Origin of the sequence: Dyadobacter sp. CY323 (genome assembly GCF_021390245.1) — a bacterium.
Lineage (GTDB): Bacteria > Bacteroidota > Bacteroidia > Cytophagales > Spirosomataceae > Dyadobacter.
Genome location: NZ_JAJUXH010000001.1, coordinates 748,668 through 774,230 on the forward strand (window position 1 = coordinate 748,668; position 25,563 = coordinate 774,230).

A 25,563-nucleotide genomic window follows, 5' to 3' on the forward strand; every position below is an offset into this window, starting at 1 on the left:
GCTCCGAACAGGCAGGGAAAGTTGAATAAAAAAGACATTTCCGGAATGCGGGTAAACCGGCTAATGAAGAAAAGGAGTGGAAATTAACTGTTGCGAACTTCTTCAAATCCCATCAGGAGCGCAGCCACAATGGCCAGTACGATGCCCGCTATAATGATTGGGTGCGGAATGGTCTGATATAAGGCCAGTGATAATGCAACCGTGAGTACCGGCGACAGTGCGGTGGTAATGGGCGCAATGATGATCGCTTTTCCGTAGCGAAACGCATATACCAGGCACAGTGCACCAAATGCATTGAGTGACTGTATGATTGCCGAAAGGTAAGGCCCGCTGAAACCCCAATGGATCGGCTGGTTAAAGTCGGTCATATATAATGCCAGGGGAATAAGCATCACGGACGTTACCATCATGTAGAAATACAGGCTTTCCGCAGACATGATCTCGTTGGCAAATCGCAGGATATACCCCTGGGCGCCCCAGGCAAACAGCGGTACAGCAGTAAGCAGCATCCAGGTATAGCCGCTGACCTGCGTGGAGCCAGCGGGCTGGTAGGAAAGCATAAAAATGGAAAACAGGGCGAGAATGACTCCGATCCAGCCCGTTTTGCCGGTTTTTTCGTGTAGAAACAATACTGCCAGCAGGATGGTCACTACCGGGGTTAATGAGAGTAGCGGAAATACCAGGTAGGCTGGCGCAATGCGTAATGTGAAGAAAAGTACCAGTTGGCCGCCCGCTCCCAAAAGACCTGCGAGGCTGCCCCAGAGTATGGCGCTTTTGTTGAAATCCAGTTTCCAGCCCTTCATTTTCAGAGCAGCGAGGGCCGCCGGTACCATAGTAAATGCCCAGACGACGTATCCCAGCGTGGTAGGGAAACCGTTCTTTTCCGGAATCTCAATGACGGCGCCCCACACTCCGATGAACAGGACGTGAATAATTACGTAGATCAGCCAATTCTTTTTTTCTCTGCTCATGAAATTCCGGGGTTCTCTTCTTTTTTGGTTTTGTTTTGATCTGAAATAAATGCCTGGGGCTTATAAGGTAACAGGTACTGATGGTTTTATATGAGTATCAAACCAACCGATCATCCGCTCGTTCAAATCGGCTTTGCTGCGCGGGCTCAGTTCCGGCCGCCAGCCGTGGCCCTCGCCTTTGTATTGCACGAGCAAGGTATTTACGCCCCGTTTTTTGAGGGCAATGTACATTTCCTCGGCTTGGGAAAAAGGTACTTCGTTGTCCGTTTCTCCGTGCAACAGCAGTGTTGGAGTGGTTGTCCGGGCTACATTTCGCAGTGGCGAGCATTGCCAGAGCAGGTCGAACCGGTCGTAGGCACGGCCGCCGAATTCTGATTCCATTAGTGAGTGATACAAAGAAGTACCTGCGAAACTGACCAGATTACTCAGTCCGCCGTCGGTCACGGCTGCCTGAAAACGGGTGGTTTGTGTGATGATCCAGTTTGTCATATAGCCCCCGTAGCTCTGTCCGGTTACACCCAGTCGTTGTTCATCGAGCCACGGCTTTTCATTTAAGATAAACTCTACTCCGGCCATTAGATCTTGATAATCAGCGCCTCCCCAGTCCATGATGGTGCCATTGGAGAAGGCTTGTCCGTAGCCATGGCTGCCGCGTGGATTGATGTAAAGAACCGCATATCCAGCCTGGGAAAGCAAATGCATGCGTTCGTCGAACTCTTGGCCGAACATGTTGTGCGGCCCGCCGTGGATAAGGAGGATGAGCGGATACCGAAGTGTCTGATCGAAACTAACAGGCGGCATCAGCCATCCTTGTACCGGCGTGCCATCAAAGCTTTGAAACCAGAATGTCTCTGCCGGTTGCAATTTTTTATTTTCAATCCATTCTGCGTTTTCCTCAGTTACTTGCTCAATGATGGCGCCCTGATTTTTAGTTAGGAAAATCTCTGCCGGATGGTTCGCGTCTGATTTTACAAACACAAAACCTTCTCCATTGGAATCGAGACAAAACCCGGAAATGCAGCCTGCGCCGCCCTGGATCATCTCAACTTCTTGGTTAGCAACGGCTACCCGATAAATGGAGGTGTCGCCGCGGTCACCGGCGGTAAAATAGATATACTTTCCAGATGGATGCCATCGGATGTGCTCGATTCTCCGGTCGAATGCCTTGGTAAGATATTGGAAGTGTCCGCCGTTGGATGGTATCAGTGCGATGTGTGTATCCTCGGCCGTGCTATCGTTGGTGCCGAGTTGCCCTGATGTTGCCAGGAAGGCAATGTAGTTGCCGTCCGGCGACCACGCAGGCTGGTAGGCCATGCCCGTTTGCTCTGTAAGGCGGGTGATCGTTTGCGAGCCAACATCCACCTTCCAGACGTCGCTCTGCTGAATGCCATCGGGTTCGGCGTGCCGGTTGCTGATGAAAGCTATTACACGACTGTCGGGTGCCCAGGTAATAGAATGCTCGTTGTGCGGGCCGGGGGTAAGAAGTACAGGTGAACCTCCCGCGGCCGGGATGATATAGATGTGCGTCAGGTCGTGATCGGCATATACCGGTCTGTCTTTCCCGCCTTTGGATCTGTAAAGAAGATCTTCGATCACCCGAACTCCTGCATTCTCCGTCTCAATGACTGAAATGTCTGAGCTGAGATAGGCGATATGTTGTCCGTCCGGTGACCAGATGCAATTCTTTTCGGCCAGATGGTTGAAAAAATAGGAAGATTCATGGCGCCGGACCAAAAACCGGCTTATTTGAGTCTTTAAAGTATAAATATGCAGCTCCCCATTCCCGGTTTCGTATAGAAGTTCGGTGCCGTTGGGTGACCATGCATGCACGGTACCCCGTCCTAAACTAGTTTTCGTGGATTTATCCTCAGACAAAAGTATAATCAGGTCATATCGTTCATTCTCATTTATGTCGGCTACCGATACCTGATATACGAGGTAATCATTCGCAGGAGACAGCAGGGGTGTGCCCACTTTTCTGATTTTGGATAAATCTTCTGTCACAAGTCCTCGGGGAGAGGTCATTATTTCCTTCGGGATCATAAAAAGCGGGTCGGGTAATGATTGTTTCTGTCGGACAAATCTTGTGTGCAACTAAAAGTACGTCAATATATCGTTCGCAAGATAGAAGTAAGAATAAATAAATTAAAAGAAAGATTTAAAAATGTTTTTTACTTTCGTTTTATGATGTTTAATTTGAAATGTCATAATACTTCATTGGAAAGTATTTAAAAGTCATCGTTTTCAAATTCCGCGAAAGAAATGCATAAAAATGGAATGAGTGAGCTTGAAAGTGGGAAAGCGCACACCCGGAGGGAAATCCATTCGCAACCCGAGCTCTGGCAGGAGGTATATCACTTAGTCAAAAAGGAAAGTGCAGGGATTGCCCGGTTTCTGAAACCGGTTTTGCAAAAGAACAATCTGAGAGTTTTACTGACAGGCGCGGGTACCTCGGGCTATATCGGTGATTCGGCACAAGGGACGCTGCAGAAAGTATGGGGCAGGCCGGTTCAGGCTGTGCCAACGACGGAGATCGTCACCCAGCCGGGATCTGTTTTTGTCCGGTCGATGCCTACGCTGCTGATCTCGTTTGCCCGGTCCGGAAACAGCCCGGAAAGCGTGGAGACGGTGAAGTTAGCGGATGCTTTCTGCGATGAGGTTTATCATCTGATCATTACCTGCAACAGCGCAGGCGCGCTGGCGAATATGGACGTAGCCGCTCCGGACAAAATATACCGCATTGTCCTGCCTGAGGCTACCAATGACAAAAGCCTGGCGATGACCAGCAGTTTTACATGCATGTTACTGACTGCGCTGCTGGTAGCAAATGTCGATTCTCTGGAAGAGGAATTTGCGAAGGTGCAAGGCATTATTGAACAGGGAAACTTGATTTTGCGCAAACAATCCCTGCTCGAAAACCTGGTACTGAAAGGTTTTGAGCGGGTGGTTTTTTTAGGCTCCGGGGAATTACTCGGGATTGCCAGGGAATGCCATCTGAAACTTCTGGAACTGACAGATGGAAAACGGGTGTGCGTGTCGGATTCGTTTTTGGGGTTCAGGCACGGACCGATGGCCATCGTTAATGAGAATACGCTGATGGTATACCTGTTTTCAAGAACGCCGCACATGATGCGGTACGAGCGCGATCTGGCGGAAGACATTGCACGTGATGTGCGGGAGATCGACTCGCTGCAAATCGGGGGTGTAGACGGGCTGGCATTGCCAAATTGCACTACGCTCGAACTGAGCATTGACCCGGAAAATCAATACCAAACGATCCCGGTTACGCTTGTCGGGCAGTTGCTGGGCTATTTCAGCGCGGTGCATCTGGGCATCAATCCAGACAGTCCGTCGATGTTCGGATCGATCAGCAGGGTGGTACAGGGCGTGAATATTTATCAGGAAAAACCCCTGTGACAGGATGGAGCGTTTACTCGTTTCCGTTTCTTTTGACGTGAGCCGGAAGAAATGAATATTTAAGATTAAAAATATGGTAACCCCAAAATTACTGGTCGTAGGTGAATTGAATGTCGACCTTATTATAAATAAAATACAGGCTTTTCCCCAGGTTGGCAAAGAGACGATCGCAGACGAAATGGATATGTGCCTCGGCAGCTCTTCGGCTATTATGGCGGCCAACAGTGCAGCAATGGGAGTGGATACGAGTTTCTGTGGCGTCGTGGGGAAGGACTATTTCGGTGATTTTATCCTGCGCGAGCTGGAACGGAAATCAGTCAGCTGCGGCCATGTAAAAAGGCTTAATGGTGAAAAAACAGGTTGCACCCTTATCTTGAACTACGGACAAGATCGTGCCAATGTTACCTATCAGGGCGCTATGAATGCTTTGACGCTCAGCGATATACCTTTTGAAAATAATGCAGGTTACCGGCATTTACACGTGTCGAGTGTATTTCTCCAAAAAGGTCTTCAAAATGACATCGTACAGATTTTCGAAAATGCCCGGGCGGCTGGAATGACCACGTCTCTGGACCTGCAATGGGACCCTACCGAGCAATGGGCGTTCGACTATGCCCGGTGCCTCCCATATGTGGATGTGTTCATGCCCAACGAATCGGAATTGCGGGCACTTACCAGAACCGATACGATCAGCAGCGGCATTGAAAAAATACGTCCATATATGAACACCATCGCCCTGAAAATGGGGAGAAACGGAAGTTTGGGCATTTGCGGCGAGCAACAGATAGCGGTGCCTGCATTTGACGGGCCGCATTTTGTGGATGCGATAGGGGCGGGCGATTCATTCAATGCGGGGTTTATCCGGAAATATATGGCAGGCGCCTCCTTGGAAGAATGCCTGAGGGAAGGCAACCTGATGGGTAGCCTGAACACCACGGCTGCGGGCGGTACCGGTGCATTTTGTAGCCACCACAAAATCAGTGAAAATATAAAAGAGTTTTGGGGAATAGAATTAAGCTTGTCATGAAACTGAAAGAAAAACTACGCGAATTAACACAGCTTAAAAAAGGCTTACTGGCTACAAATTACTACGATCTGGAAACCCTCCACGGTGTACTGCAGGCGGCGGCCGACCTGAAACAGCCGGTTATCCTGCAACTTACCCAAAGCTCGATTGACTACATGGGCCTCAAAACGGCTGTGAACCTGGGCCGCAACGGACTGGAAGAATTTGGCGTGGAGGGCTGGATCCACCTGGACCATGGTGGATCGGTAGAGCTGGTGCAGCGCTGTCTCGACGCCGGTTTCGATTCGGTGATGATCGATGGCAGCGAACTTCCTTTTGAGCAGAATGTGAGCCTTACCCGGGAAGTGGTGGAGCTCGCCAAACGGTACGATGCGCATGTGGAAGCCGAGCTGGGATATGTTGCCAAACTGGGTCAGTCGCACAATGGCACGGGCTTCACGCAGCCCGACGAGGCGGCTGCTTTCGTGGATGCGACGGGCGTGGATGCCCTGGCTGTGGCAATCGGCACGGCGCACGGGTTTTATAAACAAGAACCGCGGCTGGATATTGATCTTTTGCGAAGCATCGCCGAAAAGACCCCGGCAACCCTTGTTTTACACGGAAGCTCGGGCGTACCACATACACAGGTAAAGCGGGCCATTTCCAACGGGATCTGCAAAGTGAACCTGGCAACTGAAATTAAAAACATATTTATGGCTTCCCTGAAAGCCGAGCTCACAGATAATCAGGATATTGACCTACGGAAAGTATTCCCAAAAGCCACCGTTAAAATTACGGAACTCGTCAAAACCAAACTGGAAATGGTGGAGAACGCGGCGGAGTAGAATGTCCCGGGCCAGGCTGCATTAAAATCATGTAAATGGTGAATTGGTAACTGTAGATTGGTAGATTTGTCTGGCAAAAAGAGATACTAATCGGGCACGCCCCGTCATAAACCACATGGCTCGAATCACGAAGGAAAATGCATTAAAAGCGAATTACCAGAAGCTTCTCGACTGGTACACATACCGCGCAAAAGAGAACACCGGATCGATGGAGAAATTATTGACATTGCTTTCGGAGCTGGACCGGGATGTGCAGGCCCCGGACGATTATGAAAAGGATGTGGATGATCTTGAATCGTTGAAATTCATTTACGAGACAGGTATCAGAAATTTCGAAAGCCAGGTGGACAAATACCGGAAGTTGATAGAGTCTATAAATGAAAAACCGGGCACCTGAAAAGATAGCCCGGTTTCGGAAATGGGAGATAGAAAATGATTTCTAAGATCTGGTACTCACTTTTCTATAAATAAACAGAAGGATAACTGCTCCTAGCACGGCAATAAAAAGACTTCCGATATTGAAGCCATCGACGGTTCCATAACCGAGCATCGAGGATATCCAGCCACCTATTATTGCACCCACAATACCGATTAATATGGTGACGATAAAACCACCGGGATCTTTACCGGGGTGAATTGCTTTTGCGATTGCGCCTGCGATCAGGCCTACCAGGATCCAAGTGATAATTCCCATTAGAAATAGTTTAAGTTTCTTTAATGGAATTTATAATAACAAAATCCATGCCTGCTGCGGACGATGCCTGATAATCGGTCCGGATAATTTTGGTGACGGTTCGAGAGTGTCTTGTTTGTTTTTCGGGATTCGTTACCGCTTATTACCTGCCCGAATGCTACTGCCCCACAATCTCGTTCCTGAAATGCTTGCCCCAGTTGCGCAATTCGTTCAGGAGGTCACGCGACGACATACCGAGCGTCGTCAATGCATACTCGACCGTGACTGGCATGCTGTCGTGAAGCGTGCGGGTAATGAGCTTGTTTTCTTCCAGGGCTTTCAATTCCTGAGACAGCATTTTTGGGGATATATCGGGAATATCCCGGTGGATCTCGCCAAAGCGTTTCGTGCCGTAGCTGAGTGAAATAATGATGGGAATTCGCCATTTCCCCTGGATCACCTCCATGGCATCCCGGGCTGCTTTGAGCTCATACTGGCACGCCGGCTCTGTACTTTTCATGATCTGATTTCTTGATGTTACTTACCTGTCGGTAACTACTTACCGACAGGTAACAACTATATTCTGGTAAGTGAATGTAGGTAGATTTGCCCCATTATTAAACCATTTATGAAGGAAATCATGAACAAATACTTTTTTATCGCGGCAATGCTGTTGAATATTGTCGGCTTCGGGCAGGCGCACAAACCACGTACTTTTCTGTTGGTACACGGTGCATGGTCGGGTGGATGGGACTATGCACAGGTGGATACCGCGTTGCGGGCGAAAGGCGACATCGTATACCGGCCTACGCTGACGGGCCTTGGGGAAAGGGTTCATCTGTCGAATGCGAACGTTAACCTGACCACCTACATTACCGACATTGTGAATGTGATCAAATACGAAAACCTGCAAAACGTCATTCTGGTGGGGCATAGTTTCGGCGGAATGGTGATTTCGGGTGTGGCCGAGCAAGTTCCCGAGAGGATCAGTCAGCTCATTTTCCTGGATGCGATGGTACCAGACGACGGTGAAAGTGCCCGCGACGTTTGCGGCGTATTATGGGACGGAATGATGGCGCCTTTTGTCAAAGACAGCCTGGTACTGTACCCGTTCGGAACACTCGGCTCGACACCACCCGGCGATGTCCCGCAACCTTTAAAAACCTACACCGAGCCACTAAAAATCAGTAACCCACTCGCTAAAAAAATCCCGACAGCATTCATCGTCATGACAAAAAACGGCGAAAGCAATCCCCTGAACAATCAAATGGGCCTGGACAAAGCCCGCGAAAGAAACTGGAAGATCTATAAGTTCGAAGGCGGCCATTATTCCATGCGGGAGCAGCCGGAGAATTTGGTTAAGAAGCTGCAAGAGGTAACGATTGGGAGGTAGGCGGGCTTTTTAGCCGCGGAGCGAAAGTGCAAGTCCGGCTACGGAGCGAAAGTGCGTTTCAGCCGCAGAGCGAAATTGCAAGTCCGGCCAGGGAGCGAGGTGCGTTTCAGCCGCAGAGCGGCTCCCTGTTTCTAGCAAGGCGTAACACCAAAAAGGGCCCCAGCGGGGCCTCCTGACTATCCGCTAGATTTCAGGAGGCTCCGCTGGAGCCCGCGTTTTTTTTGATCAATTACACTTTCTAGAAACAGGAGGCTACGCCGGAGCCGCGTTTATTGTGTTTAAGGGAATTTTTAAGAAACAGGGAGTTCTCCCGGAGCTTCTTGCCCACTCAATGTGTCCTCCTTTAATTACGGCAACACTCACGTGGCCCGCCATCAATTCACATCCCACCAATTCTTCGTGGCCTGCGAATCGCCGCCGATGCTTTTGGCTGCTTGTTCGCTGTTTACTGCATTGGACGCGCGGCTTGCGCTTGGATATTTCAGGCGTTTGACCACCCCGTCTTTCACATCCTGATCCAGACTTCCCGACGCCGGGGCGATGAAAAGCGGATCTCCATTTGGCTTTTTGATGTCCAGCCGGAGCCTTTCCATCCAACCTTGTATGCCCTGCATGTATAATGCCAGCCACTTCTGTGTCCCGATCACATTTTTCCAGTTTGCGGCCTTGTAAGGTACGCCCGTCAGATAGGTTGCAATGGCTTTGGCATCGGTAATTCCCCATTGTGTCATAGAAGCAGTCACGGCCTCGGTATACAGTTGCTCGGCGGTGGCGGCACCGACATTCATGCCGCGGGCTGCTGCTTCGGCTTTGATGAACGCAACTTCCGCATAGGTGATCATATTGCCTCGCGCAGAACCACTGTAAGCCAGCACACCCGGTTTTGATAAGCCGATCATCGTTGGAGTATTTGCCTCAGTACCATAAGGTTTTCCCACAAATTTGCCATTCGTTTCGTCGGGACGTGCATATACCGGCAGCCGGGGATCACTTGTTTCTTTCAAATAATCTATCAGCGTAGAGGTAACCGCAAACTCAACCAGCGGGCGGTCTACGTCGTTGTATGGAAAACGGTTGGTTGCTGCTGCCGTATTATATGGAAAATAAGCATCCTGGCTGGTGGCGGTAAATGTGTTTTTAACAGCGTCTTCAATCACCGCTTTCGCTTCGGCGGGCTGTGCATCGGCCATTCGCATTGCTATCCGCATCCGGAGCGCATTGCCGATCCGGATCCATTGTGCAGCACTTCCATTAGCAATCACATCCCCGCGGATCGCCCCGGCGGTTGGACCGGCCAGTATATCGACCTGGGTTTTAAGTGAGGCCAGCAATGCGGTATACACATCTTTTCCTTTATCGTAAACCGGCTGGACCGTCACATCTCCTTTCAGCGCCTGTGAGTATGGAATGTCCACATAAACGTCGGTCAGAATGTGGAAGAGCCATGCTTTCATGATCTCCGTAGCGGCCAGCATGTGTTGGCTGCTTTCCTGCGGATGTCTTTCGAAATAGTTTTTGATCTCCTGCAAATCCATCAGCGGCCCGGCATACATGCCGTTCCAGAGCCCGTCATTGGTAAACAAATACCTGCTTTCTCCGGTTTTGTCAGTTCCTGTCCAATACTGCGAAAGCTGCATCCCGACCCGGCCGTTGAAGTAAGTATCATAAAGCAGGTCCGAGGCCCGCTTTTGCGCATTGGCCATTAAAAATTCGGGCTGGGTTTCACCCGACCGGGCGGGATCACTGTTCAGTGTATCAAAGTTATCGCATCCCGGGAGCACGAACATGCATGCCGTCAGCAGGATAATGATTTTCAATTTCATATTCAGAAATATTTAAAATGAGTTCTTCGAAAAATCGATCAGAAAGTAAAGTTCAGATTGGCCCCGTAGCTCCGGACCGGCGGTAATGCGCCTCCCTCGAAACCGATTTGGTTGCCGATCGAGTTGGTGATGTTCGCCGGGTCTACGTTGGGTGCATTGCTTTTAATCAGCCACAGATTGCGGCCGGTCAGTGTGAAGCGTAATGCCTGCATTTTGATTTTTTTCGCCAAAGCATCCGGAAGTTGCCAGCCGATCCTCACTTCGCGCAAATAAATGAAGCTGCCGTCGTACAGGTTGGCTTTGCTGATCCGGTTTCCTCCGTCGGAGTTGAAATGCGTGCGTGCAGCTACCACGATGTCGTTCGGGCTGCCGTCTTCTTTTACACCGGGGTTAACCAGTCCGTTTTCGCGAATTCCAGGCAGAGCCGTCTCTTCAAACATACCCGATTTATTACCATACAGATTGGTATAGGAGAAAAAGTCACCGCCTTTCTGAAAGTCAACCAGCGCCGCCAGATACAGGCTTTTGTAACTAAATGTATTGTTGAGACCTCCGATAAAATCCGGGTTGGCATCGCCAATAACCACCGGGGTAGGCGTAACGTTGTAGGTCCCGTTCGCGCCGACCACTTTGTTCCCTTTTGCGTCATACACATAGTCGGTACCCAGCATGGTCCCGAGTGACATTCCTTTTTGGGCCACCATCGAAACCCGGTTGGTCCGTCTTTCAGTACCAATCACAAACCGCTCAATGCCCTGGATGCTTTCGTCGGAGCTGTTCAGGTTGAGTACTTTGTTGTTGTTTTTTGAAAAGTTAAGGGATACCCGCCAGCTGAAATTTTTGGTCATAATGGGCATGATGTTCAAAGAGAGCTCGATACCCTTATTCTGGACCGTTCCACCATTTACGATTTTGGTTGAAAAACCGCTCTCTGCCGGGATCTGCACATTCCAGATCTGGTTTTCGGTGCGGCGGTCGTAGTAGGTGAAATTAAGTCCCAACACTTCATTGAAGAATTTGAAATCAACACCTCCCTCGACCTCTGACGAAAGCTCGGGTTTGAGACGACTGTTGTGCAGCCTGTCGGGCGTGCTTTGTAGCGGGAATGCACCGAACTGGGTTACGATATCGTAATATCTGGATACTGAATAGGGATCTGCATCATTACCCACCTGCGCATACGATAAACGGGCTTTGCCGAGGGTCAGCCATGAAGTTTTCCGGATTACATCGGAGAATATGAAAGATCCCGCAATCGACGGATAGAAGTAGGAAAAGTTACCGGTTTGTTTCAATGTCGATGCCCAGTCATTACGTCCGGTGGCGGTGAGGTACAGGTATTTGTTGTAACCTAATGTAACCGACCCGAATAAGGAATTGATCTGCTTGTTACCATATGTGGTCGATACGGTTGCAGGTGTCACCGAGTTTTGCAGCACATATACGAGCGGGGTTTGCAGTCCGCCGTTGGTGGTACCCGATTCAATACTGGACTTAATGCTCAGGATGTTCCCCCCAGCCACTGCTTCCAGACTAAACTTGTCGCTCAGGTTTTTATTCATGTTGAGCGTTGCCTGGTAGTTGTTCTCGTTGTTACGCAATGCCCTTTTGGCGTAGCTGCCCACGAAAAACCCTTTCGCTCCCCGTACTTCGTCCAGGTGATCGAAGTAATCCGAAAATACGCGCACATCGGCGGACAGCCAGTCGGCGAGCTTGTATGTCAGGCCTGCGTTACCAAAATACCGGTTATTGTTATCGGTATTGTAGTTTTCGTACTGGTTCCAGTAAGGGTTTTGGCTGAAAGCCGGCTTTTGAATATTCCACGCCGTACGGTTCCACGACTGCTCGGTACCGTCTGCATATTTGTAATTTTTGAGATATGCATCGTCAATCTGGCGCTGGCCGTACATGACATAAAACAGCATCGGGTTGTTACCCATGAAGCCCGTCCCCGGTCTGCCTTTGGAGTGATCGTTGACGTAGTTGATCCCGCCGCTGAAAGTGAATTTTTCCGTGAACTTGTAAGTCGTGTTCAGACTCATGAAGAAACGTTTCAGCTCACTGCCCGGGTAAATGAAGTTTTGTTTGGTCTGCCCGACCGAAAAGCGGATGGAGCCTTTGTCGCTGCTGCTGGCAACAGAAAGGTTGTTGGAAAAAGTAACCCCTGTTTTGAAAAAATCCTTTGCATTATCGGGCTGCGGGCTCCAAGGTGCCGCTTTCCCAAAATTGGGATTGTTGCGGTCCTGGTCCCACGACCAGTAATGGCGCACCAGCGTCCCGTCCAGCTTCGGCCCCCACGATTCGTCTGTTCCGTAATCCGGGATCAGATCGTATCTGCCTTTGCCATCATTATCGTCGTAAGTGCCACCGCCCGGCAGGAAACCGCCTGGGTTTTGATTGATATACAATTTGGTAAATGAAGAACTCCCGCCGCCGCCATAAGAATTCTGGAACTTGGGCAGATACGAAACCTGGTCCATTTGAATGTTAAAATCATAGTTCAATGACAAGTTCCCCGATCCTTTTCCGGTTTTGGTAGTAATGTAAATAACCCCGTTTTGCCCCCGGCTTCCATAGAGCGCGGTGGCAGCTGCACCTTTCAGTACCGATATATTTTCAACATCATTTGGGTTGATCAGCTGGGCAGGGTTTCCGTAGTCGAAACCGCCGCCACCGGTTCCCTGGCCGCCTGTTACGCCATATGCGTTCATGTTCATGTTAGCCATGGGCACACCGTCCACAATGAATAATGCATTGTTGTTACCCGAAATGGATTTCAACCCGCGAATGGTAACCTTGGACGATCCTCCCATGGAACCGCTGTTGCCGCCGATCTGCACACCGGCCAGTTTTCCTTGCAACGCATTGATGTAGTTCACCTCGCGCGCTTCCTGAATACTGCCGCCGCCGATCTGCTGAATGGCATAGCCGACATTCCGGGTACTCTGCTGAACACCCAATGCGGTCACCACCACTTCTCCCAGACTTTTTACATCAGGCGCCAGGCGTACCGTCACTTCCGACATCGAGCGCGGAACGTCCACATCGATGGTTTGAAAACCAATGGAGGAAACGGTCAGTTTTTGATTTCCTTCTGGCAGGCTGATGGTAAAAATACCCTCCGTGTTGGTATTGGTCCCGGACGTGGTACCCTTCACGAGCACACTTGCCCCGGGAACTGCAGCATTCGCCTCATCGACGACTTTTCCGGACACCTGCCGGGATTGAGCCTGAACCGATGCCGCAACAAATGCAAGCCCGGCCAGGGTAAGTAAACAACTCCGTATAATTCGCATAATAGGTATTGGTTTTTAGGTTAGGAAATTAAATAATTAATAAAGCCTGAAAGCCTATGTAGATTACTTACCTAAAACCGGAAGATAGACGGAGGGGGCAGGATAGGCGAGGTGTTCTAAGAAGTAAAATCCTATTTTTTCAGTACTTCACTCGGCGGGAAACCGAAATGGCGCGCGAAGCTGGTCGAAAAATTTGCTGGGTTGCCATAACCCACCATATAGCCGACTTCTGCAACGGTGCCCGCATTTTTTTGGAGCAGTTCCTTTGCTTTATCCATTCGCACGGTACGGATGAGATCTCCCGGAGTTTGGTTGATCAATGCTTTTAATTTTCGGTGAAACTGCGTTCTGCTCAGGCCCACGTCACTTGCCAGTAGCTCTGCACTGTATGTTTCATCGGACAAATGTGCTTCCAATGCAAGGCGTACTTTGCCCAGGAAAGCCTGTTCCATCGACGGCAGCTCTTCTGTCTGAGCCAGCCAGGAGTTATCGCTACTGTATTTTTCGCGCAAAGACTGCCGCAGGGCCTGGCGCATGCCGATGAGATTTTCGATCTGCGCGATCAGCTCCGGTTCGTAAAAAGGCTTGCGCAGGTATGCGTCTGCGCCGGTCTGCAAACCCGTAATCCGGCTGGCGACATCGACTTTGGCAGTCAGGATAATAACCGGAATGTGACTTGTCTTTTCATTGCTTTTAATCGCCGCACAAACCTGGTAACCGTCTTTTCCCGGCATCATCAGGTCGGTGATGATCAGGTCGGGAATGTTTTCCAATGCCAGCGTAATGCCTTCCTCCCCATTTTCCGCCTCCATAATGCGGTAATTTCCGGACAAAGACGAGCGGATAAACGATCTCAGATCGGCATTGTCCTCGATGATCAGAACGAGGTTTGAGTCAGCCGACTGCAAAAACGGGATTCCGGTTTCCTTCATTTCCCATTGCACCGGATCAGCCGGGACAGGAATTATCGCTGGTTCAGCCAGCTGCTGGTCAGGCAGCATTTCGACTGGAAGTTTAACGCTGACCGTTGTGCCGGCGCCTTCTTCACTTTCTACCTGAATCGATCCATTCAGTAGCTCTATTAGCTCTTTTGTGAGGGCCAGGCCAATTCCCGTGCCTTCCTGCGGACGACTATCGGATGAATCCGCCTGGAAAAACCGGTCGAAAATCAACGGCAGTTTCTTCGGAGAGATACCTATTCCTGTATCCCTCACCTGCACGTGGAGCAGACTTTCGTTGTGTGCATTAAACAAAGCTGCATCCACCGAAATGGTGCCGCCGGTGGGAGTGAATTTGAATGCATTGGATACCAGGTTATAAAAAATGTTTTCAAACTTGGGGCGATCCACGTTTGCGGCGCATTTATCTATGTTCGTTGAAAATTGAAGCGTTATCTGCTTTCCAATCGCCAGCGTATCAAAGGAATTACAGATGTTCCGGATCAAACCGATCAGTTCCTGGGGTGAGCTGTTTACTTCTATTTTTCCGGCTTCCAGCTTGCTCAGGTCCAGCAGTTCGTTGATCATCTTCAAAAGTCGTTTTGCACTCTTGATTATCAGGTTCGTGTCACTCCGCGTTTTAGGATCTTTATTTTGATTAAACAGCCGCTCCGCCGGACCCAGGATCAAGGTTAATGGCGTCCGGAATTCATGCGTCAGGTTGATAAAAAACCTGGATTTAAATGTGTCCAGCTCCCTCAGTTTATCCGCCTGATATTGTACTTCAGCTGTTCTTTCCTTCACCGTTTTTTCCAGATTCTCGGCTTGCCTTTCAATCAGTTGCCGCTTATCCTTTTCAGCCCGAAGGTTTTCTGACGAAAGTTTTTCTATTTCAATCAACCTCAGGCTCAGGTCCTTATTGGTCCGTGCAAAATCAAGCGCGAGGAAAATTGAAAAACACAAAGGCATTGCCAGTAGTCCGATCGCCATGAGCGCATCGGCTTCGCCGTTCCTGTTCACCCAGATATGGAACACATCGGTACCAACAAAAAAGAAAAACAGAGCCGTAATAAACATTCCCGTCCAGATAAGCCAGACGCCCTTTCTCCCCGCCCGGAATTCCTTCCACAACAGCCATAGACCGTCGCTGATCAGCACAAGAAAATAAAGGTCGAAAAAGCTGTTTGATCTGGAGAATGGAAAGAAACAGTAGTAGAACAGATAAAAACACCCGGGGATCAGGACGAGGGCAAGTCGTACTCCTGAAATTTTGGCATTCGCGATTTTGTAGAGCAGCAAACCGCCAAAAATGGTCGCCAGGGTCTTGGAAATGGTAAAGCCGATCGACCCGAGCAGTTGGAGATCGGGTACGGACGTTTCGGAATATAGGTAACGGAATACCAGAGTCCCGGCTGCGGAGGCGACGAACAGCGCGTAGTACAGGTTTACTTTTTCTTTTGGATAAAATATGAATAAAAGCAAATGCAGTACTGCAAATGCCGATAACGCTCCGAAACTGATCATCTGGTTACGGCTGGTGTAGGAGGCTGATCTCAAAGTGGCCGACAAGGTCCGGTAATTGCCGACATAGGACTCAAACCCAACAAAATCCGGAAATGGTGGTGCATAATTTGCGTATCGGATCGCAATAAATACTGTGTCCCCGGTATACACATCGAACGGGATCAGCAGCCCCGGCGCACGTTCGGCGACGGTCTCTTTTGCATTCAATCCGATTCTGCCGTAGCCGCCTTTTTTAATTCCATCGATATAAATCTCCGACGCGCCGTCGTGGTTGATCCGGAACGCCAGCGTTTGTCCATTCAGGGTGGAATCGGCAACCAGTGATATCCGAAACCATCCGATCCCATTCCAGGTTTTTGGTAACGACTCTCGTCCGAAAACGCTTCTTATCCCAGCCCATTCACTATCCTGAAATCCGGTTGACGACCATTCGGGACGATCACCGGACCGGAACTTCCAGGCGTATTGCTGTAAAGACAAAGAGTTGGTCATGCCAACCAGGCTGTCGGCCGATAAGTGGACAATGGAAGACTGGGCCCAGGTTTGCCAGCAGGAGGTGAAGCAGAAAAGGAACGTGAGTTTGACGAGATGTTTCCTGAAAATAGTGCTTGACGCGATGATTACAGGCCGGGACGACTCATTCATTTTACAACTTACTGATTGACCGCCAAAAAACCAAGTAGCTGTGTCTCTGCACCATAATGGTCCTGAAAAGTGGATCCGAAATTTTTTTTGAAAATAAATGAATATAAACTGGTATCCGGACCTTGTTTTGGTCTATCGTATCATAGACGCACAAATATATGATGGATAAATACAATCATTTTGCAGTTGAAGACCTGGTCTGGGACGCTTATTTCAGGCAATGGGTGTTATCGCCTACGCGTGAATCCGAAGCCGCGTGGACAGACTGGTCGCAGCAAAATGCAGCTTTTAATGAAAAGGCAGGCCAGGCCAGGGAAATTGTTCTTTCGCTGAAAGTCAGGGAAAACCAGCTTGCCGACGCTGAGATCAGTGCATTGGTAGCGAAAACCGTTTCAAAGCTGAACCAACCACTATCGCAACGCATTAAATCTATCGACAAACCGCGCATGCCGCTCCTTAAAACGGCTTGGTTCAGGATCGCGGCGTCGGTGTCCATACTGCTCGTGGCGGGACTGTTGTCCAAAACCTATTTGCATAATGGAAAACAGCAGGATACTTCCATAGTAACAGAGGCCTTCCACGAACCGAAGACCAGCTTTATCAAGAAAATAAATGAGACCAAGGAGCCGATGTTGGTAGAGCTTGCGGACGATAGCAAGGTCGTGCTGACGCCCGGGAGTTACATTCAGTATGACAAGAATTTTCTGGGCGATACACGGGAGGTATTTCTGGTGGGCGAGGCATTTTTCGACGTAGCCAAAAATCCTGACCGTCCATTTTTTGTATATGCCAATGAGTTGGTAACCAAGGTGTTGGGTACGAGTTTTACCATAAAAGCATTTGAATCTTCCAGGGAAGTTACCGTGGAAGTGAAGTCAGGCCGGGTTTCGGTGTTCGCGAAATCAGATCCTGATGCAGCTGAAAAGGCGGGCAACAATCGTCTGGAAGGATTGGTGCTTTCTCCGAATCAAAAAATGATCTTCAAACGCGACGAAGTGCGCATGGTGAAGACGCTGGTGGAGAAGCCGGAAATTATTTTACCAAAAGATCAGATACCTCAGTTTTCATTTGAAGACACTCCGGTAAGTGAAGTTTTCGGAGCCATAGAAGCAGCATACGGAGTGGATATCGTATACGATGCAGAACTGCTGAAAGACTGCCCGTTAACAGCCACGCTGGATGAGCAACCTCTGAATGAAAAACTCATGATTATCTGTAAAGCTGTGGAAGCAACATACGAAGTACTTGACGGACAGATCGTTATTCATAGTGAAGGATGTCGGAATTGATTTTTAGCTGTTAGCTATCAGCAGTTAGCTATTAGCCATAAGCTGTTCAGGTAAAGAAAGATTTTCGAGTACACAGAGAAGTTATCAATGAGAACAAAGAAGCTGTTAGCTATCAGCAGTTAGCTATTAGCCATAAGCTAAAAGCTGTTCAGGTAAAGAAAGATTTTCGAGTAAAAGAGAAGTTATCAATGAGAACAAAGAAGCTGTTAGCTAACGGCTAAAAGCTAACAGCTAAAAAAAAATTTTCGAGTACACAGAGAAGTTATCAATGAGAACAAAGAAGCTAATAGCTAACGGCTAAAAGCTAACAGCTAAAAAAAAATTTTCGAGTACACAGAGAAGTTATCAATGAGAACAAAGAAGCTGTTAGCTATCAGCAGTTAGCTATTAGCCATAAGCTAAAAGCTGTTCAGGTAAAGAAAGATTATCGAGTACACAGAGAAGTTATCAATGAGAACAAAGAAGCTGTTAGCTATCAGCAGTTAGCTATTAGCCATAAGCTAAAAGCTGTTCAGGTAAAGAAAGATTTTCGAGTACACAGAGAAGTTATCAATGAGAACAAAGAAGCTAATAGCTAACGGCTAAAAGCTAACAGCTAAAAAAAAATTGCCAACCCTTAAACCCTCTTCTATATCGAAAAAAAATAACTACCAGAAAGAAAGAAGAGCCGGCAATGTTCCCGCATTACCGGCTCTGGAATTAGCCCCAGAAAGATTGTCATCAGTTGCTCCTCCAGACGGAGGCGGGGTTCGTTTTGCAAAATTTTTTAGAACTTAACAAAACAGTCAAACGTATGAAAAAACCGCTACAATACCAGAGGGTATTACTATGGACTATGCGAATAACAGCTACCCAACTCATGTTTGCTCTCTTTGCCATCGGGAGCAGTTATGCACGTGAAGGAAACGCACAATCTCTGCTCAGTCAAAAAATTTCCATTTCAGCTTATGGAAGTGAAGTAAAAAAGGTACTGAGCCAGGTCGAAAAGCAAATGGACGTGCGTTTCGTTTTCAGCTCGAAGCTGATAAAATCGACCAGAAAGATAAGTGTTTCGGCAAAGGAAAAGCCGCTTGTTGAAGTACTGGACGAGATCCTGACCCCTCTCGGCCTTGAATATGAAGTTTCCGGTAAAATCATAATCCTGAGAAGGCAGGAAGGTTTGCCGGATGTTAACGCTCCTGCCGGTGAAGCGCCGAAGAAGAACATTTCGGGGAAGGTACTTGATGAGTCGGGCCAGGGGCTTCCTGGTGTGAGTGTGGTACTTAGAGGTACACAAGTCGGCACTACGACCTCCGGGGAAGGCGATTTTCAACTGGATCTGCCCGATGCTTCTGCTGCTAATGCGGTACTCGTTTTTAGCTTCGTGGGCTATAAATCGCAGGAAGTCGTGCTGGGAAGTCAGACGGCGCTTGTGGTAAATATGGCTCTTGAAGACAAGTCTTTACAGGAAATTGTAGTGATCGGTTATGGTCAGGTTAAAAAAAGTGACCTCACCGGATCGGTTGCATCCATTAAAGCGGCAGACATTAATGCTTATCCGGCCACGAACCTTATTCAGTCTCTGGCTGGCCGGGCCGCTGGTGTGTACGTTTCGCAAAACACAGGAGCGCCGGGGAGCCCCATTAGCGTTCGTGTCAGGGGAACAAACTCCATTCAGGGAAGTAATGAGCCTTTATATGTGGTTGACGGGTTCCCATACTCAGGAAATCCAACGTTGCTGAACAATGCGGATATTGAATCCATTGAGGTTTTGAAAGATGCGTCGGCAACGGCCATTTATGGATCCAGAGGTGCCAATGGCGTGGTGTTGATCAGCACTAAAAAAGGCAAGTCCGGGCAGGTTAATGTGGACTATGACGGATATTTCGGTATCCAGACCATCCGTAAGAAAATCGAGCTGATGGACGCTACCGAGTACGCCAATTTCTACAACGAACAGGCTGCCAATGACGGTTTGCCCGCGCATTTTACGGCAGATCAGATCAAAGGTTTTGGAAAAGGAACAGATTGGCAGGACCTTGTTTTTCACAAAGCTCCTGTGCAAAATCACTCGTTGACCGTGAGCGGCGGAAATGATAAAACACGTTTTTCGGTAGCTGCGAGCAATTTCAACCAGGATGGTATCGTCATCGGAAGCAACTATGTGCGCAATGCACTGCGTCTTAATCTGAGCTCGGACATTGGCAAAAAATTCAAATTTGATCTGAGCGCAATCATGAGCCGCATTGACTCGGACCGGAAAAACTCAGAAAAAGGCAACCGTGGCGGCTCGCTGATGTCAGCGATGTTGTCCGGGTATCCAACAATCGCACCAACTCTTGCGGACGGCAGCTACTCGCGTCTGGCTGAGGCATATTCCTGGGGGTCGAATGTGATCACAAACCCATTGAACTACCTGTATCAGTTGTCGGACAAGATCCGTTCCAACAAAATCCTGACCAATGCAGCTGTAACCTATGAGCCGATAAAAGGTTTGCTGATTAAAACCATGGCCGGTATTGAGAATACAGATGATAAAGAAGATGGTTATACAACGACCAAATTTGTGAATTCAAAAGGCTCGGCAAGCATTGGTACCGCACAGACCAGTAACTTTTTGAGTGAAAATACGGTCAGTTACTTAAAGGATTTTGGTAAGCACAGTGTGTCGGCAGTGGCAGGTTTTACTTATCAGGATTATGTTCAGACTACGTTCAGGACATCAGGCAGCGGTTTCATCAGCGATAATCAGGGAACGTACGATATCGGTGCCGCAGCTACGCAGGGAGTTCCTTCTTCCTCGTATCAGAAATGGTCTTTACTCTCCTATCTGGCACGGATCAACTATACCTTTAACAGCAAGATACTGGCAACGGTGAGTTTCAGGGCGGATGGCTCGTCGCGGTATAGCGAAGGTCAGAAATGGGGCTATTTCCCATCGGCTGCGCTGGCGTGGAGATTGTCGGAAGAGGATTTCATTAAGAACATCTCATTTATTTCTGACCTGAAAATCAGGGCCGGATATGGGGAAACGGGTAATACTTCTATCAACCCATATTTTACTTTAAACCAGCTTGCATCCGGACAGGTTGTATTCGGTGATGCTTTAAACACCTACTACGCGCCTGGAACAAGACTTGCCGGCCCGTTGAAATGGGAGACGACGGCGCAGTCGGATATCGGGCTGGACTTTGGTATCTACAATAACCGCTTCACGTTCACTGCCGATTATTACATTAAAAATACCCGGGACCTGCTGAACAACGTTTCGCTGCCATCTTCGCTCGGATATCTATTCACGATTCAAAATGTCGGTAAAATCCAGAACAAGGGTTTTGAGTTTGGTGTAAATGCTGCTGTTCTGGAAGGTGCATTTAAATGGAACGTTGGCGGTAATATATCGATCAATAAAAACAAGGTTGTGAAACTGTATGGGGGCAACGACATTCTTGGTTCTGCCATCGGGGCTGCCGTGAGTGACAACGTGAACATCCTCAGAGAAGGATATCCGCTGGGTTCTTTTTACGGATATGTAGAGAAAGGATATGACGAAAAAGGTTTGATCGCTTACGAAGATTTCAACAATAGCGGCAGCCGGGATGCGGGAGATAAAAGGATCATCGGAAACCCTAATCCTAAATTTACCTACGGCCTGAACTCGTCGATGTCTTATAAGAATTTCGATCTGACCGTATTTATTCAGGGATCTGAGGGTAACGATATCTTCAACCTGAGCTCGCAGGGCCAGAACTATGACTTTGGCCAGGCCCTGAACATGACGCGTGATATTTATCTGAACCACTGGTCGCCTACCAACACCAATGCGAAGTATCCGGTCGTGAAAACTTCCTCTCAGGCGCAAATGTCGGATCGCTTTGTGGAAGACGGTTCCTACATGCGTTTCAAAAATATCCAGCTGAGCTACAATCTGCCGGTTTCGAGTTTGCATATCAAATGGATGAGAAATGCTCAGATCTATGTGAGTGGTCAAAACCTGATTACGTTCACGAAATATTCATGGTACGATCCGGAGGTGAATTCTTATGGCAGCGGCAATTCGGTAGTGCAAGGTGTGGACCATTACGTTTATCCTGTCGCAAAAACCGTTACGGTTGGACTCAGGGTTGGATTGTGAAGTTAGTAATCACATTGATTAAAGACATTTAAATTATGAATAAGATATTCTCAGGATTGTTTTTGGCAATCGCATTAATGGGGTGCTCGGATTTGCTTGAAGAAGAACCGAAATCGCTGGCCTCCGAAAATTTCTACAACACCGCCGCAGAAGCCAAGGCTGCCGTAAACGCTATTTATGGCCCGATGAGAAGTGATAATGGACTTGCCACAAATTACCCGGCTCAGTTGGAAGGATTGGCTGATTACGGTAACTCGCGTGGTACGCAGACACCGGTTAGTCTTTATCAGGGACTCGATAATACCAATATCAACCGCGTCGGTGTGATCTGGGACAACTTCTATCAGTCGATCCGGAATGCGAACCTGGTAATCGCGAACGTACCGAAAGGTACCAGCACCAGCCCCGCAGAAAAGACGGCGTTTGTAGCGGAAGCCAAATATTTACGGTCGCTGCTCTACTTTGCAATGGTACGCAACTGGGCTGCCCTCCCGATTAGAACGGAGGAGAATATGACCGTCGCCGATGTGCCCCGATCAAGTGTTGAGGACGTATATAAGCTCATTTTGAGCGACGCACTTGAAGCCGAAAGCGGACTTCCCGATGCGCCTGCTGAAATCGGCCGGCCAACCAAGTGGGCTGCGAAGACTTTGCTTTCAGAGATTTATATGTATCAGGCAAACTGGGCGTCGTCCAGGACAAAAGCCAAAGAAGTTATTGATGCGAATAAGTACTCGTTGGTGGAGGTAAGTACATCGGAAGACTTTCAGAAGATTTACGGACCGGAAGTGGTCAACACCACGGAGGAGATTTTTTACTTCAAATATTCACGTCAGCAGGGTTTTGGACTGGTAAGTTATGCGCACCGTAAAATCGGTCCATACAACTATTACGGACCAGGCGGTGTGTATGCGCAGTACACCGATTCCACCAGCAATTCTGTCATTAAAAAATGGGATAATAAAGACCTGCGCAAAGCACATATCCTGTACAATGTGGATATTGGTCTGGGTGCCAGCTCATGCTTGTTCCGGAAATACCGCGATCCGGCCGCAACCGCCGGTGCGGGGAACGACTACCCCTGGTATCGCTATGCGGACCTTTTGTTATTCCATGCCGAAGCGGATGCGCGTGCCGCCAACGCACCTACTGCGGATGCCCTTGAAAGCCTCAATAAAGTACACCGCCGCGGATACGGACTTCCTTCCAAAACGCCTTCTGCGATTGACTTTAAACTGACTGATTTTCCTAACCTTACCGCCTTTATCGACAAGGTGGTTGAGGAACGAGGATATGAAACCATGTATGAAGGAAAGCGCTGGAACGATCTGAAAAGACTTGGCATTGCGAAACAACGGATTCTTGAAGTGAAAAAGATTGTCATCGCTGAAAAACACATGCTTTGGCCAATTCCTAACTCCGAGCTTTTGTACAACAAAGCGATAAAACCAACGGATCAAAATCCTGGCTATTAACAGGGAATCATCCGGGGATCTCTGAAAACTTCAATATCAACCTTGTCAAACCGGTATTGAAGTCCCGGGGATCCCTTAAAACTGAATTTTTGATCAAACTAATAGATTTATGATGAAAATGACATTGACACACGTAGCCTGTTTCATTGCATTCCTTTTGTCGGGGTTTCAGTTTAAGTCTGAAACCGTTGGTAAAGCCCCGAACAAAGTAGATATCTGCATTTATGGAGGAACGGCCGCTGGTGTGATCGCTGCCTATACGGCAAAAAAAATGGGCAAGTCGGTGATGCTGATCGAACCTGGAATGCACCTGGGAGGGATGACTTCGGGAGGTCTTGGACAAACGGATATTGGTAATAAATATGCGATTTCAGGATTGTCGCTGGATTTTTACCGGCGTCTCGGAAAGCACTACGGCAGGTTCGAACAATGGATTTTTGAACCCCATGTTGCCAAGAAATATCTGCAGCAGTATCTCGACGAGGCGGGTATCAAGGTCAATTACAATTACAGGATCGTTTCAGCCAGTAAAAGCGGATCAACTATCCAGTCCATCGCGCTCGAAAATAGCATTAAACCCGAGGCGTCGACCAACATCACGATCGAGGCGGCGATGTTTATTGACTGTTCGTACGAAGGAGATCTGATGGCCCGTGCCGGCGTATCCTACGCTGTGGGCAGAGAAGCGAATGCCGAATACAATGAAACCATTAATGGCGTGCAGCTGATGAATGGACATCAGTTCCCGAATGGGATTGATCCGTATAAAACACGAGGCAAACCGGAAAGCGGACTTTTGTGGGGAATTTCGGACGAAAAACTTGCGCCAACCGGAACCGGCGATAAAAAGGCCCAGGCTTACAATTACCGGATCTGTCTGACATCGGACCCAGCCAATCAGATCCCCATTACACTTCCCGAGGGCTACGACGCGACACGCTACGAGCTGCTTTTGCGATTGATGGCCAAACAGCCGGAAAGAAAAACGCTGAACGATTATTTTATCTGGAGCAGGATGCCGAACAGCAAAACGGACATCAACAACCGCAATGGATTTTCAACCGACATGATCGGCATGAATTATGACTATCCGGATGGTGATTATGCAACCCGTGCCAAAGTCATTAAAGATCATGAAGTGTATACAAAAGGTCTTTTATATTTCGTCGGACATGATCCGCGGGTGCCCCAGGAACTGAGAAATGAGATGCTGAAATGGGGATATCCAAAAGATGAGTATACCGACACCGGCAACTGGTCACCGCAGCTGTACATCCGTGAAGCCCGCCGCATGGTAGGTAATTACGTGATGACCCAGGCCAACTGCGAGGGTAAAGTAGTCGTAGAAGACGGTGTGGGCATGGCGGCATATACCATGGATTCGCACAACATTCAGCGCATTGTAGTGAATGGGGTGGTGAAGAATGAAGGCAATGTCGAAGTAGGCGGTTTTGGTCCATATCCCATTTCTTACAATGCCATTATACCAAAGGAAAAAGAGTGCGGAAACCTGCTGGTTCCGGTATGTCTTTCTGCAACGCACATTGCGTATGGGTCGATCCGTATGGAGCCGGTTTTCATGGTACTTGCTCAATCCGCAGCCACTGCGGCGGCAATGGCCATTGATGCGAAAGTCAATGTTCAGAAACTGAATGTATCCAAACTCCGGGAGCTGCTGAATACAAAACCGCTGGTAGACGGATCGATCCAGCATGTGCTCGCCGACAATGAGGATAAGGAAAAGGTAAGCATTTCGGGAAACTGGAAAACGGTGAAACGTGGCGGGTACGGACCTTCATTGCTTTCTTCGGAAGCGGCCGGCTCGGGAGTACAGTCCGTGCGGTTCAGTCCGGTTATTTCCCAAAGTGGTAAATATGGAGCATATATTTACTTTCCCAAGTTGCCGGGACTATCGTCCAAAATCTCTCTGGTCGTTTCTGACGGTAAAGTAAAGAAGGATGTTCTTTTGAAGACTGCGGATATCGAGGTCGTGGGACAAACTTCGGGCGAATGGGTTTTTCTGGGTACGTATGATATTCAAAAAGGGCAGAAACCTTTTGTGGAGATTTCCAACAAAGAGGCCGACGGGCTTGTTTTCGCGGATGCAGTTTTAATGGTCCCCGGTTCTAAATGATTTTCACTAAACCTTTCATT

The 25,563-nt window shown here is 48.6% G+C and carries 16 protein-coding genes; 9 read left to right on the plus strand and 7 right to left on the minus strand.

What is annotated here, in order from left to right; all coding sequences use genetic code 11:
- Positions 1–83: 83 nt before the first annotated feature.
- Positions 84–971 carry a DMT family transporter gene (locus tag LZG72_RS03235; protein ID WP_233867425.1) on the minus strand — a complete coding sequence of 296 codons (888 nt, stop codon included), beginning with the start codon at positions 969–971 and terminating at the stop codon, positions 84–86.
- A 60-nt stretch (positions 972–1,031) separates the two neighbouring features.
- Positions 1,032–2,996: a S9 family peptidase gene (locus LZG72_RS03240; protein ID WP_233867427.1), complete on the minus strand. Its 1,965-nt coding sequence runs from the start codon at positions 2,994–2,996 to the stop codon at positions 1,032–1,034.
- A 237-nt stretch (positions 2,997–3,233) separates the two neighbouring features.
- Between LZG72_RS03240 and LZG72_RS03245 the strand changes: the two genes are divergently transcribed.
- The 4 genes from LZG72_RS03245 (at position 3,234) to LZG72_RS03260 (ending at position 6,636) form a co-directional block, all read left to right on the plus strand.
- Positions 3,234–4,388 carry an SIS domain-containing protein gene (locus LZG72_RS03245; protein WP_233867429.1) on the plus strand — a complete coding sequence of 385 codons (1,155 nt, stop codon included), beginning with the start codon at positions 3,234–3,236 and terminating at the stop codon, positions 4,386–4,388.
- Between the two features lie 73 nt (positions 4,389–4,461).
- The gene (locus tag LZG72_RS03250; RefSeq protein WP_233867431.1) at positions 4,462–5,415 is read left to right on the plus strand and encodes a carbohydrate kinase family protein; all 954 of its coding nucleotides are present in this window, start codon (positions 4,462–4,464) and stop codon (positions 5,413–5,415) included.
- A complete protein-coding gene (locus tag LZG72_RS03255) occupies positions 5,412–6,239 on the plus strand; it encodes a class II fructose-bisphosphate aldolase (protein WP_233867433.1) in 828 nt (275 codons plus the stop codon). The genes LZG72_RS03250 and LZG72_RS03255 overlap by 4 nt, the downstream gene beginning before the upstream one ends.
- Positions 6,240–6,354: 115 nt before the next feature.
- Positions 6,355–6,636: a hypothetical protein gene (locus LZG72_RS03260; RefSeq protein WP_233867435.1), complete on the plus strand. Its 282-nt coding sequence runs from the start codon at positions 6,355–6,357 to the stop codon at positions 6,634–6,636.
- A gap of 42 nt (positions 6,637–6,678) precedes the next feature.
- On the opposite strand, the gene LZG72_RS03265 is transcribed toward LZG72_RS03260, so the two are convergent.
- Together LZG72_RS03265 and LZG72_RS03270 are read right to left on the minus strand one after the other, a co-directional pair.
- Positions 6,679–6,933 (minus strand): GlsB/YeaQ/YmgE family stress response membrane protein, encoded by a 255-nt coding sequence (locus LZG72_RS03265; protein ID WP_233867437.1) that lies wholly within the window; start codon positions 6,931–6,933, stop codon positions 6,679–6,681.
- A 157-nt stretch (positions 6,934–7,090) separates the two neighbouring features.
- Positions 7,091–7,432 carry a helix-turn-helix domain-containing protein gene (locus LZG72_RS03270; RefSeq protein ID WP_233867439.1) on the minus strand — a complete coding sequence of 114 codons (342 nt, stop codon included), beginning with the start codon at positions 7,430–7,432 and terminating at the stop codon, positions 7,091–7,093.
- Positions 7,433–7,552: 120 nt separating this feature from the next.
- Between LZG72_RS03270 and LZG72_RS03275 the strand changes: the two genes are divergently transcribed.
- Positions 7,553–8,305 (plus strand): alpha/beta fold hydrolase, encoded by a 753-nt coding sequence (locus LZG72_RS03275; protein ID WP_233867442.1) that lies wholly within the window; start codon positions 7,553–7,555, stop codon positions 8,303–8,305.
- A gap of 374 nt (positions 8,306–8,679) precedes the next feature.
- Here LZG72_RS03275 and LZG72_RS03280 read toward each other — a convergent pair whose 3' ends face one another.
- From LZG72_RS03280 to LZG72_RS03290, 3 genes are all read right to left on the minus strand, one after another.
- Positions 8,680–10,128 (minus strand): SusD/RagB family nutrient-binding outer membrane lipoprotein, encoded by a 1,449-nt coding sequence (locus tag LZG72_RS03280; RefSeq protein WP_233867445.1) that lies wholly within the window; start codon positions 10,126–10,128, stop codon positions 8,680–8,682.
- Between the two features lie 38 nt (positions 10,129–10,166).
- Positions 10,167–13,424 carry a SusC/RagA family TonB-linked outer membrane protein gene (locus tag LZG72_RS03285; protein ID WP_233867448.1) on the minus strand — a complete coding sequence of 1,086 codons (3,258 nt, stop codon included), beginning with the start codon at positions 13,422–13,424 and terminating at the stop codon, positions 10,167–10,169.
- 131 nt (positions 13,425–13,555) lie between these two features.
- Positions 13,556–16,531 (minus strand): ATP-binding protein, encoded by a 2,976-nt coding sequence (locus LZG72_RS03290; protein ID WP_233867451.1) that lies wholly within the window; start codon positions 16,529–16,531, stop codon positions 13,556–13,558.
- Positions 16,532–16,689: 158 nt separating this feature from the next.
- On the opposite strand from LZG72_RS03290, the gene LZG72_RS03295 reads away from it, so the two are divergent.
- From LZG72_RS03295 to LZG72_RS03310, 4 genes are all read left to right on the plus strand, one after another.
- Positions 16,690–17,820: a FecR family protein gene (locus LZG72_RS03295; protein ID WP_233867453.1), complete on the plus strand. Its 1,131-nt coding sequence runs from the start codon at positions 16,690–16,692 to the stop codon at positions 17,818–17,820.
- 793 nt (positions 17,821–18,613) lie between these two features.
- Entirely contained in the window at positions 18,614–21,934 is a 3,321-nt protein-coding gene (locus tag LZG72_RS03300) for a TonB-dependent receptor (protein ID WP_233867455.1), read from the plus strand.
- Between the two features lie 35 nt (positions 21,935–21,969).
- Positions 21,970–23,409 carry a RagB/SusD family nutrient uptake outer membrane protein gene (locus tag LZG72_RS03305; RefSeq protein WP_233867457.1) on the plus strand — a complete coding sequence of 480 codons (1,440 nt, stop codon included), beginning with the start codon at positions 21,970–21,972 and terminating at the stop codon, positions 23,407–23,409.
- A 112-nt stretch (positions 23,410–23,521) separates the two neighbouring features.
- Positions 23,522–25,543 (plus strand): FAD-dependent oxidoreductase, encoded by a 2,022-nt coding sequence (locus LZG72_RS03310; protein ID WP_409017652.1) that lies wholly within the window; start codon positions 23,522–23,524, stop codon positions 25,541–25,543.
- Positions 25,544–25,563: the final 20 nt, after the last annotated feature.